The organism is Pelotalea chapellei (assembly GCF_018531195.1).
GTDB classification, from domain to species: domain Bacteria; phylum Desulfobacterota; class Desulfuromonadia; order Geobacterales; family Pseudopelobacteraceae; genus Pelotalea; species Pelotalea chapellei.
Genome location: NZ_JAHDYS010000012.1, coordinates 81,121 through 95,384 on the forward strand (window position 1 = coordinate 81,121; position 14,264 = coordinate 95,384).

9 protein-coding genes and 1 pseudogene are annotated in these 14,264 nt (G+C 51.0%); all 10 read right to left on the reverse strand.

The window, feature by feature from the left end:
- Positions 1 to 7: 7 nt before the first annotated feature.
- Positions 8 to 3,322: a methyltransferase domain-containing protein gene (locus KJB30_RS13085; protein ID WP_214300006.1), complete on the reverse strand. Its 3,315-nt coding sequence runs from the start codon at positions 3,320 to 3,322 to the stop codon at positions 8 to 10.
- Positions 3,323 to 3,383: 61 nt separating this feature from the next.
- A pseudogene (locus tag KJB30_RS18655) lies at positions 3,384 to 3,464 on the reverse strand (WbqC family protein); the annotation flags it as partial.
- Positions 3,465 to 3,825: 361 nt separating this feature from the next.
- Positions 3,826 to 4,959 (reverse strand): class I SAM-dependent methyltransferase, encoded by a 1,134-nt coding sequence (locus KJB30_RS13095; RefSeq protein ID WP_214300008.1) that lies wholly within the window; start codon positions 4,957 to 4,959, stop codon positions 3,826 to 3,828.
- Positions 4,960 to 4,986: 27 nt separating this feature from the next.
- The gene (locus tag KJB30_RS13100; protein ID WP_214300010.1) at positions 4,987 to 6,933 is read right to left on the reverse strand and encodes a glycosyltransferase family protein; all 1,947 of its coding nucleotides are present in this window, start codon (positions 6,931 to 6,933) and stop codon (positions 4,987 to 4,989) included.
- A 34-nt stretch (positions 6,934 to 6,967) separates the two neighbouring features.
- Entirely contained in the window at positions 6,968 to 7,585 is a 618-nt protein-coding gene (locus KJB30_RS13105; RefSeq protein WP_214300012.1) for a class I SAM-dependent methyltransferase, read from the reverse strand.
- A gap of 39 nt (positions 7,586 to 7,624) precedes the next feature.
- Entirely contained in the window at positions 7,625 to 8,662 is a 1,038-nt protein-coding gene (locus tag KJB30_RS13110; RefSeq protein ID WP_214300014.1) for a glycosyltransferase family 4 protein, read from the reverse strand.
- 2 nt (positions 8,663 to 8,664) lie between these two features.
- Positions 8,665 to 9,807 carry a tetratricopeptide repeat protein gene (locus KJB30_RS13115; protein ID WP_214300016.1) on the reverse strand — a complete coding sequence of 381 codons (1,143 nt, stop codon included), beginning with the start codon at positions 9,805 to 9,807 and terminating at the stop codon, positions 8,665 to 8,667.
- Between the two features lie 71 nt (positions 9,808 to 9,878).
- Positions 9,879 to 11,111 (reverse strand): tetratricopeptide repeat protein, encoded by a 1,233-nt coding sequence (locus KJB30_RS13120; RefSeq protein WP_214300018.1) that lies wholly within the window; start codon positions 11,109 to 11,111, stop codon positions 9,879 to 9,881.
- A 201-nt stretch (positions 11,112 to 11,312) separates the two neighbouring features.
- Positions 11,313 to 12,677 (reverse strand): tetratricopeptide repeat protein, encoded by a 1,365-nt coding sequence (locus KJB30_RS13125; RefSeq protein WP_214300020.1) that lies wholly within the window; start codon positions 12,675 to 12,677, stop codon positions 11,313 to 11,315.
- 12 nt (positions 12,678 to 12,689) lie between these two features.
- Positions 12,690 to 14,087, reverse strand: coding sequence for a sigma-54-dependent transcriptional regulator (locus tag KJB30_RS13130; protein WP_214300022.1), 1,398 nt, complete (start codon positions 14,085 to 14,087; stop codon positions 12,690 to 12,692).
- Between the last annotated feature and the right edge of the window lie 177 nt (positions 14,088 to 14,264).

A 14,264-nucleotide genomic window follows, 5' to 3' on the forward strand; every position in this document is an offset into this window, starting at 1 on the left:
CTTTTGGTCAGAGAATGGAACGGATTCCGTCTTTCCTGAACAGGTAGGTCACTTCGTACGAATCGTCGGCGAGGTTAGAATGGTATTCAAGGGTTCGAATGAGGCTCAGACCGTTGACGGTGAACTCTCTGATAAATTCCTCTTCATTGAAAATGAACTGGACGGTTTCGACACCGTAGGCGAATTTCTTCAGGTACTGGGTCGGCTTTCGCCGGCAAATCGGGGTCCGGTGCGCCACGACGAACCGGGCAGCCACCCGTGCCGTCTCGAAGATGTGCTGACGCCAGTTAGGTACATGGAGCAGGACGCTGGAGGAAACTACCATGTGGAACTGACGGTCGGCGAAGAAGAGGGAGGCCCCGTCCGCAATAAAGAACTTAGCAGTGGGGTAGTAGTCCCGTGCCATGGTGATGAGCGGCTCCGAGTAATCCACACCGGTGTAGTCGATCCGTTTGCCTAGGAGATATTCAAGGATTTCGTAGTAATAGCCACTGGCACAGCCGATCTCCAGAACCGAACTGCCGGGGGCCACATGGGGCATCAGGGCATCGGCAACCACTTGGAACACCACTGGAACTCTCCCCTGATACATCTCCGCAAGCTCCTTCTGCACCAGTGCCCTCTGCAAGTCGGGAATACTCGCGTCCTGCCATGCCGAGGTCAGTTTCGGCGTGATGTCCGATTCCGCAATCGCGGCATGCCCATAGGATATCTTCGCCAAGTCGGGCGCCGGAAAACGATCCTTTTCCCGGCGATAACGAAGATGGCGCTCAAGGATTTCGGCGGTCTGTTTCATGCGATTATCATAGGTGTGGTCACGCAGGGTACGAGCCTGGCCCGCGCTGGCGATTCTTTCGGCCTCGACCGGGTGAGCCAGGTAATATTTGATGAGTTCTGCGCATTCCTCTGGTGAGCGGTATGCCACAACCTCTTGCCCGATTTCGAACAGCTCGTTCAGATTATCCTTGTAATCCGTTATCAAAAGGGCTCCACAGCCGGTAGCCTCAAAGAGGCGCATGTTGTTGGCATGGTTTTCAGCCACATCGATATGCCTGTTAATCGTAATCCGCGATGCCCCCAGGAGGTAGAACATCTCCTGGCCCCACACCTCGCCATGATGACTGTTCCTGATGGCAGATCCCGGGGGCAATGTTTCAGCGCCATATCCCCAGAAATGTATCGGAACACTGACCGCAAGCTGTTCCAAAAGTTGGTAACCCTTGCCATGCATGGGAGAAATTCCTCCTATGAATGAACATTCAACAGGGCGCTTCTGATATGCGAAATGAGTCAGTGATTTCAGTACCCGAGGCTCGAAGGCCAGGGGTTGATAGTAGGAGGTAATTCCTGCCGCGCGAAATCTTTCTACAAAATGGGGAAAAGACGAAAAGATTATATCAAGTCCTGAAATGTCAGTCTGTGACGGTATAGGACAGGCAATCTGACCGACAATCAGGTCGGTATGCGGTCTGATTTCGGCAAGAAACTGCTTGGTCGCCAAACCGAGATTCTGGAGGTAAACTACCCGTGGTTTGATTAACCGTATCTGTTCGACGGCGACGGCTAGGCCTTCACTGGGTTTTCCGTTCTCCCGCGCCCAAGCGTCCTGTAGGTGCCGGCAGTTGAGAATCAGGTCTTCAGCCTGCCACCCGGCTTTTTTCATCCCTTCGGAATAGAAGTCGCTGTCGCCAAAACAGCTATCCTGTAGAGACAATTTCTGTTCTTGATATGTGCATTGTGCAAGGACAGAGTTTCTGAGGTAATGCTCGCTGAGAAAACCGTCGTAATAGGTATTGAGGAAGATGCACGAAAAGGGGACAGCTACACCCAGAGTGTCTACAGGCCCACCCGGAGGAGTCGAAGCGGCAAAAGAAACCGGCGCAGCCGGCTTTTCTTCCGATGCAAGCCGTCTCACCTCGAACTCGAACTGGCCCTCCCAGTAGACCATTGTGTTGACAAGATCCGCCTTGAGGTAGACAAGCGCGGAAAAGGCCTTTTCCCGCAAGGTCTGTGGAGAACAGTGCATGCTCATCAAAATGTTGCAATTGAGTCCTTGAATCTCATGGGGAATGTATTCGGTGAAGACCAGCTTTTGGTGAACACACTCGACGGCCCAGCGGTGATTGCTAATTTCGGCCGTATTCAGCCAGAGATCCTTTCCGCGCGTAGGTGTTTCGATGTAGCCCCGTTTTGCTACGCGCATCAGCTCCCGACAGGCGTTCTCAGGACTGTCGGTATGTTCGAGGACATGAGAGCAGTAGACGAAGTCGAATTCCTTATCTGCAAAGGGAAGCTTCTCGATGTTGCACTCGTAGACCGGTTTTCCGTCGAGGTACTTGAAGGGAATCCCCGCACGACCCACATTGCCATCTTCCAGTGCCAGGTCTGCAAGGTGTGTGGCGAACGGGAACGGAAGATGGCCGCTGCCGATGTCCAGCACCTTATCAGAGGATTGTATGCCAAAATCAAAATGCCTTGCTTGATAAAGATGGTATCTGTTGTGTTTATCAGGAAGGGTTTCATATTTGTCGAATGCTTCGGCAAGGATCTCAATCGTATGCTCTGGATATGCATCTGCAAGCTGCTCATACCGATCGAAAGCATCTAAATAGCTTCCTTGTCCAAAAAGCTTTCTGGCCATCTGAATGTCGGAGTTAACGTCATAAAGACTATACTGTGTCTTTGTACGCCTGCATTTATCATTGATTTTCGGTTTCGATGCAATCAGCCAAATTTCTCTGTCAATGATTTCAGTCGAATCAATTACAAAGCCATTATCACAAACCATTGCAGACAAAGATTCAACTGTGAATTGGTTAATATGAACACTGATACCGCCCGGCCAGCTTTCAGACGGAAGGTCCAGGCTTTTTTCAGGAACGGTGATGAGTAATTTGCCATTACCTTGCAAGATACGAAACATTTCCGCAATGACAGTAAATGGCTTATCAACGTGTTCTAAGGTTTCAGTGCATATCACTTTCAGAAAACAATCATTTTCAAACGGGAGAGCGTGTACATCACCGACTACAAAAGTGCCATCCGGAATTCGGCGCTTTAACTTTTCTATTGCTACATGTGAAAAATCGATCCCAAATTTTATAAACTTATTACCTGGAGGGAGGGCACTGAAGATTCCTCCCATACCACAACCGACATCAAGTATTTTTCCCTCCCCATCGAAGAAAGGCAACCGCAACAAATTGTCATAGAAACTAATCCTGCTAGCTTCTTCATATTCATAAGGCTGCGAGTAGCCATTGATTTCCCATATGCCATTATATAGTTTGTTGTAAAATTCGGGTTTGTTCGGATTTTCCATTAAATGTCCTTTCAGTAAATAGCGACCTTCGTCCCTTTGGAACAAATTTTCACAGAGAACTTTATAAGTTTCTATTTCGCCAATTTTGCCGTGTATATTGCACATCATCGTAAAGAATGAATTCATCAACCATTCCAATTAGATCAAAATATTCTTTTCAAGGAATATAATTAGATTGCAAAATGGCAATTTTTCCTGGGCGGTGTGGTTATATTTGTCATAGTGAATAATCTCTAGGAGGTTGTCGGACTTCCAGGCGTGATACATTTGTGTTGAAGTAGCTCAATGTTGAGGCTGGGAGTTGAAATCGGGAAACAGTGTATTTACTCCACCAACCGTTTTCTTAACAAAGTGTCTAATATGTGTTTTTCGATAATACCCCTGTCTCACTCCAGTACTTTCGGTAGGACTCTTCAGCGTCACTGCTGACATCCCTCATTGAGCTTACAATGGTTTCAATATTGCCGGGCTAAGGCTTCTTTCAGATTGAGGCCCCCGATTACTCAGTGGCATTTCAGTAGCTCTTTTATGGAGTTCTCATCATACGATACTACATTGCATACGGCACGTCGCTGAGCAAAGATTTCCGGGCAGCTCAATGAAAGGTAATAACGCACAATCTCGTCGTAATTATCAGCCAAGGCGGTGGACGTTGCATCAAGGTTGGTCACCACCCCCAACCCCGATGGTTTGGTGGGGATGGTGAATATTTTCAGATCCGGCCTGAAGGTCTTCAGGCACGGGATGATGCGCCAGACATCACCGGTCCAGAACCCGGTGCATCGTTCCCGCTCGGCGACGATCGGTGCGATCGGCAGGCAATCATGGATCAGGATCACCGAATCCTTTCTGGAATACCGCTCCAGGTTGATAAAGTCTTTCAGCGCCTGTTCAAAAAGGTGAAGACCGTCAATAAAGCCGAGGTCAAAGGTGTCGGCTTCGAGGACCACCGTCAGGTCATGTTTTTCGAAAAAGTCATCGCTGGTCAGTGGGAAGAGTGTTGCCGGGACATGTGGAGAGACATAGTTCAGCCTCTCCCAGAAACCCTGATAGGGATCAATGCCGATTGCCTTTGTCTCTGCTCCGGCCAGTGCTAGTGAGCGGCCATGTCCCAGACCAATTTCAACATAGGTGGAGGGCTGAAGCCAGTGATGAAAACGTTGCAGCCAGTCGTAATAATCCGGACCTGGCATTTCATTTTCTGCAGAAAGCATGAAGAAACTGTCGTTCGCCCCATTCCAGGCGGGGGCCAACTCCTGAATCTGCTGGTACGTTGCGTAAGCGGCCGGCAGATCTTCCAGAGCAGTGAGAATTCTGCCTTTCAGTACGTGCAGGATTATCAATTCAGGGGCTACAGCCACAGCAGACTTTATGGCCTCGAGTGCGCTGGAATAACGCCGACGGTAGTACAGAACCAGGGCATGGCAGTAAAGCGTCAAGGCAGGATCCTGCTGGGCTTTTAGCAGTAGAGAGTGGATATCCTCCACTCTCTGGCTGTATCCCAGCTCCTCGTAATAACGAAGCGCCTCAAGGATAAGCTCATACTCACCCAAGGCCTCAGAAAGCTTCCCTTTTTGCTGAACATTAAGCGACTGGCGCATCTGATCTTCGAGTTTGGACAGCATATAATCGATCATATTATTCCCTTCAAGCCTAATCTCGTCCTAATCTCCGGCTTTGCTGGCCATCACGCCGATTAATCTTCCCAACGCAGCCATTTCAGGGGCGCCAGGACAACGCTGATCGACGGATTCGATCAATTGGCGAGCGGCATCGAATCTTCCTTGAACCATCAGGTTGTGAGCGAGTCTCGATGCATAATTTAAAAACCCGCTTTCCAGTAAGTGCCGGCTGTTTTCCCGGCTGGTGATGCTGCGCCACTTGGTGAGAAACAACCTCCGGTTGCGCAGCAGGATCTCTCCGGCTGTCTCGGCTTTTTCGTAAAAATTGATTTCTCTCAGGGCTCGGATGGTGCCGCTCCAGTGGTGGTCATAGGCACTGGTAGGTACTATATAGTTTTTAAGACCGGCCCGTTTGATCTGTAACCCAAGATCCCATTCCTCTAAATAACATGGGGTAAAGGCGTTCTCGAACCGGATAATTTTTTCGTTGAAATGCTGAAGCTTGATGGCAAAGAAGAAGCCGGAGACCGCATCCACCTCCAGCGGTTGGTTGAAGGTCCCTTTATCAAAATATGTATAATCCTTGGCAAGGGCAAAATCGAAAAACGAACCCTGAGGTCCTACGCAGGCCGCATCAGGCAGAGAGAGCAAGGCTTGCTCTATGGTGTCTATGGCCATTCTTTCGACGTGAAGGTCTGCATTAAGGATGAAGACGACAGGAGTGGCAGCGATTTCAAGTCCGAGGTTCCAGGCACGGGCCACACCTATATTATGCTTCATGATGGCATAGCGATCGATGCGAGGATGATCTTTGAGTTGTTCTCCCACCTCCTGCCCGTTGAAGACAACGATCACGTCACCCTCAACTCCTTCCAGATCTTTGAGCAGGGTCAGGATGTTATATTCACTGGCCGGTGACATATCCAGCACCGGGATAATGAAACTGCGTCTGGCGCTGCTTATGTTCACCCGTGCGGGAAGTTCGGCGTCGATATCCGGCACACCTGCTAAAGAACGTTGGCGCAGTTCTGCTGCTGAAAAGGTATCAGGCTTGCCACCCAGGGCCACAGCCAGCAGATCTTCCATCCGATGGGCATATGTATGGGCATTGTGAACCAGACGCTGCCCGCGTGAGGCAATCTGCTCGCGCAACTCTTCGTTATCCAGATAGAAGCATGCTGTATCGCATATATTGCCGTCCTTATATACGGCATAATCTTCGCCGTCATGAAACAGTTCATCCTGACCGCTGTTGCGTGCCATATCGGTCAATAGAAGCGTACCGGTGGACATGGCTTCAAACACCCGCATATTCAGATCATTCCTGATCGCCTCATTGAAAACGACACGTGACTCGGAAAAAACACGGGCCATATCCTCCAAGAAGCAGCGCTCGTAATAGACAGGTATCTGGCTGGCAAGACTCTTCAGCAAGGCTTCCCGGCGCGATCCGGCTGGCACTCCTCCCACAAAACCGATTTGGTGGATCTTTGTTGTTTCGACACGACGATGCACCTCGGGATCACATCCCAAAGGCAACCAGTATGCCTTCATGCCCAGTTTGCGAAACTCGTCCAGATACTCCCTCTGCGCAATAAAAACCATGTCAAACTGTTTCGCCCATTCCAGATGGGTTGCCAAATTGAGATGGCTATCAACGAGGTAGCAGACTTTGGGACAGCGCAGAGCATTGAGATTTGACGGATAACAGCCCTTTACCGATTCGATCCAGAAATACAGATCTGGTTGGTTGGCGGGGTCTGTGGCAGCAAGGATCATTGCCATGTCTGGAGCTGGCTCCGTGGCAATGTCCTGCTCTTTGAGGGGCTGCTTCATCTTCTGGAGCCGATATTTCTCTATCACCTCATCAGACAGTGAAGGGCCAATAGTGGTAACGCGACAAAACCGTCTGAGTGCACGTTCAAAATATATGGCTGTGGTTATTGGATAGGCGGCGTAGGCAAGCCAGACGTGAGGAGTGGTGCTCATGTAATGATCCCTTAACCCGTGAATTCTTCGTGAATCATGATTTTGTGCAGATAAAACCCCAGTATTCATCCGGCCCCATTGGGGTTGTAAAGCCGAAGCGCACATCGTCATTCACATTAAAACCACAGCGATTGAGCAGGGAAAGCCAGGCGCCGCGGCCGAGAACACTGTAATGGTTGGGATTTGTTTCATGATGGCATGATGTCTCAGGTGCAGGCACTTCCAGGTAGAGCATGCCTCCAGATGCCAGCACCCGGGCAAATTCCGACAAAGTAAAATACGGAAAGACGCTATGTTCGATAACATGTCTGGCCCAGACAAAGTCAAATGAAGCATCGGAAAATTCAAGGAATGATTGGTCCATCTTACTTACGTTATGCCCGTTTTTTCGGCAGATGCAGACATCTTCGTTATTAAGGGCTATGCCCACAGCTGATTGGTATCCCTTTGTTTTGAAGATGTCGAGGGCAGGGCCTTGGCCACAGCCGACATCTAAAATTTTTGAATTCAAAGGAAGTTTGGGAAGCAGAATATCCAGAACTTTGCCGGTGATGTCTGAATGAATGAAAGAGGGGGCTTCAGGGTAAGTCTGACTTTCGATGTCATCAATAAAAGATACCAGCTTGGCAAGCTGGTTGAAGGTTATATCCATTAACAGCAGTCTCCTTGAGGTCCTGATAGATACTGGCGGCTATTGTTCGGAAGCAAGTCTCGCACCAATTGTGTGAAAATCACGGGCTGCTTTTTCCCAGGAGAGGTTTTCCATGTCCTCAGCAGCTATCTTGCCTTTCTGCTGACAGAGGTCACGGTTCTGGTAGGCCAACTCCAGCTTTTCGATCAGCTCCTCGACAGAGGGTTCGTGCCAGATCCCAGCAGGTTGCCCGGACAGATCGTGGGCCAGAATCGGGGTGTAGCTGGTCAGGGAAAAGGCATTATTGCCGGTGATGACATCGGCGTGGCCGGTTGCATCGCTGGCGATGACCGTTCGGCCGCAAGCCATGTATTCGCACATGACCATGTTGTTGCCACCTTCACAGCGGTTGGGGAAGATACCGATGTCGGTCTGCTGGTAGATCTGGCGGATCAGGGTGTTGTCGATCAACGGTGCCAGGTAGACCCGATCGGCAGGAATCCCGTTCTGGTCAAGGGTGCACTGCAGTATGGTCATGCACTCCTCTTCGGTCGCACTGAACTGGATGTAGCGCGACTGCCCCATCGTGGCTACAGAAAAGGGCCACATGTTCATCCAGGAACAGGCCAGATAGACATCATCATGGCGCTGCATGAAAACGCGCATTGCTGCGATCACCAGGTCCTGGCCTTTGCGGTATTCGAATTTGCCACCGGAATAGACAATGAAGCGGCCATCTTCAGGCCGCTGAGGAAGGTAATGAAAATTGGCGGGGTCAATACCTTGAAGGATGGTGGTGGTGTTTTTGACACCGCCGATCCTGAGCTGGTACTCGCACCATGAGGAGCCGGCCACGATGAAATCCCATTCGCGGGCGGCGCGGCGGGTGTGGCGGAGTGCTTCGATGTCGTTCTCGAAAAAGCAGTAGCCGATGTTGATTCTGTTCCAGTCGGCCGGGTTCATCGGCCGGAAATCATGGCCGCTGATGCAATGTAAGGTAACACCTTCAATGGGTGGGAGTTTGGCTATCTCGCTGGTGAGGTAATTGCCGGCTATTCCCCAGCCGTAGGCCCTGCCGCTGGGCATTGAAACCTTCATCTCTATATCTTGTCCTTACCAGCTGTTTTCAACTCTTTCAACGCCTCTTGGGCTTCGCGGTCCCACGGCTGCAGTGTCAGAATCCTCTCAAGGAAGAACCGGGCATCCGACTCCTTCCCGATGCTCAGGCAGATCGAGGCAATGGCTTTGAGGATCTCGATGTCCTGTGGTGCCTTGGCCTGCAGACGGACATAGATGTTGAGGGCCTCTTCAACTTCCCCGAATTCGGCGTAAAGAAGGTCGGCCAGGTTCTTCTGGAAAACCTTGTTGGCAGGCTGAAGTCTGGCGGCCTCCTCGTGGTGAAGCCGCGATTTCTCGGGTTGCCCGCTTTTCTGATGCAGGACCCCCAGGTCGTTGTGCCCTACGGCATGGTCCGGACTCTGCTGGACAATTTTTTCCAACAGTTGGATCGCCTCATCCGTCTTGCCCGAATTAGCCAGCTGGAGCGCTTCCCTGTAGAGCTGATCAGCAGAGCGGGGTGGTTCACCCTGTTGTTTCTGCTGGGGCGGTGCAGCTGCCGGCACTGGGGCTGGTTGGGCTGCTTTGAAGAGCTCCTGGAAGGAAGGGACCACTGGCGCCGGTTGAGCAGGCTGGATTGTCGGTGCAGGTTGGGCGGGCTGAACAGGTGGTGCTGCAGGCTGCGGAGCAGAGGCTGACTCTCCTGGCGGAAGCAGCTGCTGCAGGGCTTGCTGTGCACTCTGGTTGTAGCTATCCAGTTGCAGGGTCCGGTTGAAGTACTGACGGGCCTGCTCCTTGCGGCCGATCTGCAGGCTGATGTAGCCTAATGCATTGAGCGCCTCGATATCAAACGGGTTGTCTTTCAGTATCCCGAGATAGATGTGGATGGCATCGCCGGTCCACTCGAGTTCGACGAAGTAGAAATCAGCCAGATTTTTCTGATAGGTGATATTGGCCGGATCCAGCTTGTGGGCCTTTTCGTGATGGGCCAGCGCTTTGAGGGAATCACCTGCCCTGTGGTAAAGCACAGCCAGATCATTATGGGCGCGGGCAAAGTCGGGATATATCTTGAGGAAGTCCTTGAGATTGCGAATGGCCTCGTCTACTTCGACTTCACGGATGTCGTTCAGGATCCTTTCATAGGTGGCGGCGCCTTCTATAAGAATCAGGTTTTGGCTATTCATCATCTAAACAAGTCTCCCTTGGTGGTATTCAGCTGTAATGCTACAATAGCGGCTGCATTATGGCCACAAAATAATCAGAAGGGGGTGACGCTGAAGCCGTCGACCTCGTCGGCGGTCTTGTCCATAACCCTGCCCAAGGCATCCTTGCCGCTGAATTTGAAAACCACATGGGACTGGTCGATGACGGCATTACCGGCTGAATTCTGGTTCAGACGGAATATTACGGTCGCTTCGTGGTTAACGGCATCATAAACTACCATCTCGGGATTGGGGGGAAGCGCTGCTTCTTTCGCAGATGCAGGCAAGGTGTTGTTGTAGTAGCCACCTTTAACGCTGTTGGCACGTGAGATGGTCCAGTTCTGGGTGTTGGTTACCGAGGAGACATCCATGGCGGCATTGAAAGAGATCTTGATCGAGAATGTCCTACCGGATTGAGGTTGCGTGAGCATGGTCGGGTCGAGCATCCAGAGCGGAACGTTAGGGCCGAGTAATCCGGAGAAACCGCCGCTGTTCTTAGTGTCCAACGCGATCATGCCCGGCTTATTCAGTAAGGTCTTCAGGTTCTGGTAATAGGTATAGGCACCGGCATCTGTGGAGCTCTTCAGGATTGATAGCTGTTGCTTGGCATCATCAGTTTTACCCAGCCCGTCATAGGCAACGCCGAGCTCGTAATTTGCAGCAGGGAATTTCTTCTTCAGAGTCAAGGCCTTTTGAATATTATCTACCGCCTCATCATAACGTCCCTGCTTGTTGTAGAGCATCCCTAGGGCGTAATAGACGTTGCCGTCCCTGGGAGAGATCTTCTTCACCTTGAGAAACTGAGTCTCTGCCTCAGCCAGACGGTCGGTGTTGGAATACTGCAGCCCCAAGGTATACACGGGCAGCGGATTGGTCGGATCGAGCTTGGCGGCAGTCTTGAACTCCTTTTCCGATGCTGCATACTGTTTGTCCTGCAGGTAGGCATTTCCAAGATTAATATGTGCATCTACCAACGAGGTGGCGTTTGAAGAATTATCCGAAACGTAGGGGTTGGATTGTATTCGAACGACCTCTTTGAACGCCTTGATCGCCTCAGAATTTTTACCTTGGGACTGGTAAATTTTACCTATGTAGGTATAGGCAGTAGTGTTCTGAGGGTCCATGACCAGTGCTTTTTTGAAAGAAGCGATTGCCTGGTCGTTTTTTTTGTTCTGCATGTAATTGGCAGCCTGCATGAGGGCGTACTGTGCCATCTGCGCTCGCTGACTGCTGGTGTCTACCCCAAACGCTGCAAATGGATCGTTATTGGAGTCGAATGAATCCGCCATATCAGTTCTCCGTGCTACAGTTTCTACTGCCTGATAATATATCGGCCATTTTTCCTGTTTCTTTAAAACAGATCTCTGTTTTGACCGTGACAGAAGCCTTTTACCAGACAAATCCGTACTGCCGCAGACAAACGATCACGATTTGCCTGCTGAAGCGATAGCGGACAACCCTAACCTTCCAGGGGAATTGCAGCTGAATATTTAAATTAAAATATCGTCCTGTAGTTCGGAAAGCATGTTTTTAACCCGCAGTATTATTTCTGACCAGTCTTTCTGGCTCTTCTGCCGCAAAATTTTTATTGTCGGATACCAGGGACTGTCATCCCTGTCCAGCAGCCAGCGCCAGTCGGCGCTGAAAGGGAGCATCAGCAAAGTAGGTTTGCCCAGTGCGCCAGCCAAATGCGCAACTGCTGTGTCTATGGTGATGACCAGATCCAATTGTGAAATCAGGCCTGCTGTGTCGTCAAAATTTTGAAAAAGGACGGTATAATCATTAATGGGCAGAGGTATTTTATCTTTCCAGCTCAATTGTAATGAGTACCACGTGATGCCATCAAGATCCGCCAGAGGGGCTAAAGACTCGACGGGACAGCTGCGCTGGAGATCAGGATAACGTTTCCCGGCCCAACAGAGGCCTATTTTGATATTTTTGTCAACAATTTGACCTCCGTGCCATGTCTGGCCCGTCGGAGAATTCAGATAAGGCACCGTGGCTGGAACAGTTTCAAGCTCGGTTTTAAAAACCAGCGGCAGACTCATCAGCGGTAGATGCAGATCAAACGCCGGCAAAGGTTCGCCCATAGACACCACTTGATCAACACCTTCAAGGGATCGCATCAACGTTACCAACGGCGGGTGACACTCAAAAACTACCCGCATCCCCCGGGCCGCGACCAGCGGAACGTAACGGCAAAACTGCAGTGTATCGCCAAAGCCCTGCTCGGCATGAATCAGAATAGTTTTTCCGGCAGCCGGCTCACCGTTCCAGCGAGGCTGAAGAAAGTTACGCTGCGGCGAGGTAAAGCCACGCTTCTGCCAGCGCCATTCGTATTCCCGCCAGCCTTCCCGATACTCTCCTTTCAGCAGCAGCAGCAGACTCCGATTCCAATGGGCTTCAGCATGCTCAGGAACAGCGGCCAGCACCATTTCGCAAGAGCTTAGGGCCTCATCCACCAGCCCCAATGCTTGCTGGCTGGTCGCCAGGGCAATACGGGCATCATGAAGATTTGGTGTAATTTCCAGGGCTCGGATAAAGCTGCTGGCTGCATCTTCATAATGGCACATCTCCAGCAGAGTTGTGCCACGGTTATTCCATCCAGCCGCACAACCTGGAGAAACCTTTACCAGCCTGTCATACAGGGCAAGAGCCTCCTCATACCTTCCCTGCTGATGCAAACAGTATCCAAGGCCAAGGGTGGCATCGGCATCGTCACTGACCAGACCAAGAGCTTTTTTAAATTGAACAGCAGCAGAATTTACTCTGCCCGCATGCAGCAGATCCCTTCCAAGAGCAGAAATATCACCGGCAATTTCCTTCATCCTCAGCTGATGATCGTTTTCGCTCATCTCACCACCCATTTATGCTCTGCCCCGCTTCTCGGGACGCTCAATCTCGAATTTCTCCAAGCGGTACTGCAGGGTTTTGTAACTCATCCCCAACAGTGGTGCTGCCTTGCCGATTACCCAATCCGCACGTTCCATAGCCTTGATGATCAAACCTTTTTCAAGGGCTTCAAAATCTATCCCTTCCGGCGGCAGATCAAAGGGTACACCACCTGCCAAAAGCGAGGTTGCGGTAATTTCGCTAGGCAGATCCTCTGGCCCGATATAGTTACTTTCCGCCATGAGCACCGAACGTTCGATGACAGACTCCAACTGGCGGACATTGCCGGGCCAGGCATAATTCATCAGCAGTTTGAGTGCGGGCTTTGAAATGCCATCCATGGCGATTCCTGAGGCCTGGCTGTATTTCTTGACGAAGAATTCTGCCAGAGTTTTGACATCGTTACCCCTCTCTCGCAAAGAAGGCAGGTTGATGCGAATCACGTTGAGACGGTAGAACAGGTCTTCACGGAAGCCTCCCCGCTTGATCTCCTGTTCCAGTTCCTTGTTGGTGGCAGATACGATGCGCACATCCAACGGGATATTGACTTTGCCCCCTACCCGACGGATCTCTTTTTCCTGTATGGCTCGCAGCAATTTGGCCTGCATTGCTACGTTCATTTCGCCGATCTCGTCCAGAAACACCGTGCCGCCGTTGGCAGCTTCGAAAATTCCGAATTCACGTGCGTTGGCACCTGTGAAACTCCCCTTCTCATGACCAAACAGTTCGCTTTCAATAAGCGTGTCAGGAATTGCCGCACAGTTGATGGCCATGAAGGGCCTGTCCTTGCGCTGACTGCCTTCGTGAATGGCACGCGCCACCAGTTCCTTGCCGGTTCCCGACTCCCCCACAATCAGTACCGTTGAGGTGGTCGCCGCGATCTTGGTAACTATCCGAAATACCTCGCGCATCTTGGGATGTTCACCCAGCATGTTGGGGATGGTCTGGATGGACGCAACCCGTTTCTGCAGCACCCGGTTCTCATGTACCAGGTGGATACGCTCGAAGGCACGCCGCAGGGTCAGGAGCAGGTTTTCACGCTCCAGCGGTTTTTCCAGATAATCAAAGGCGCCTTTTTTCATGGCTTCCACGGCCGAGTCAACTGTACCGTGGGCTGTCATCATTATGACACACTGCTGAGGGTCCTCATTCAGAACGATTTCCAGCAGGTCCAGGCCGCTCTGCCCCTGCATTTTCAGATCAGTCAGGATCAGGTCGAATTCCCGCCGCTCCATCTGCTCCATCGCCTCGCGCACCCCTGGAACATCAACAATGTCATATCCCTCCTTGCGGAGGATCATGTTGAGAATGTCCCGCTGCCCTTTCTCATCGTCCACTATCAGGATACTGCCCTGCTTTTTGACACTGTTCATATGTTCCTCGGCTGCGAAAAGTAATTAGTTCAGGTTTAAGCTTCAAAAACAATGATCACACGGAGGCACGGAGACACTAAGGAAATACATCCGTATAGGATCATGCATGAAGGCTTATTTTGTGCCTTTGTGTGAATTTTAGCTTCAAAAACAATGATCACCCGGAGGCACGGAGAC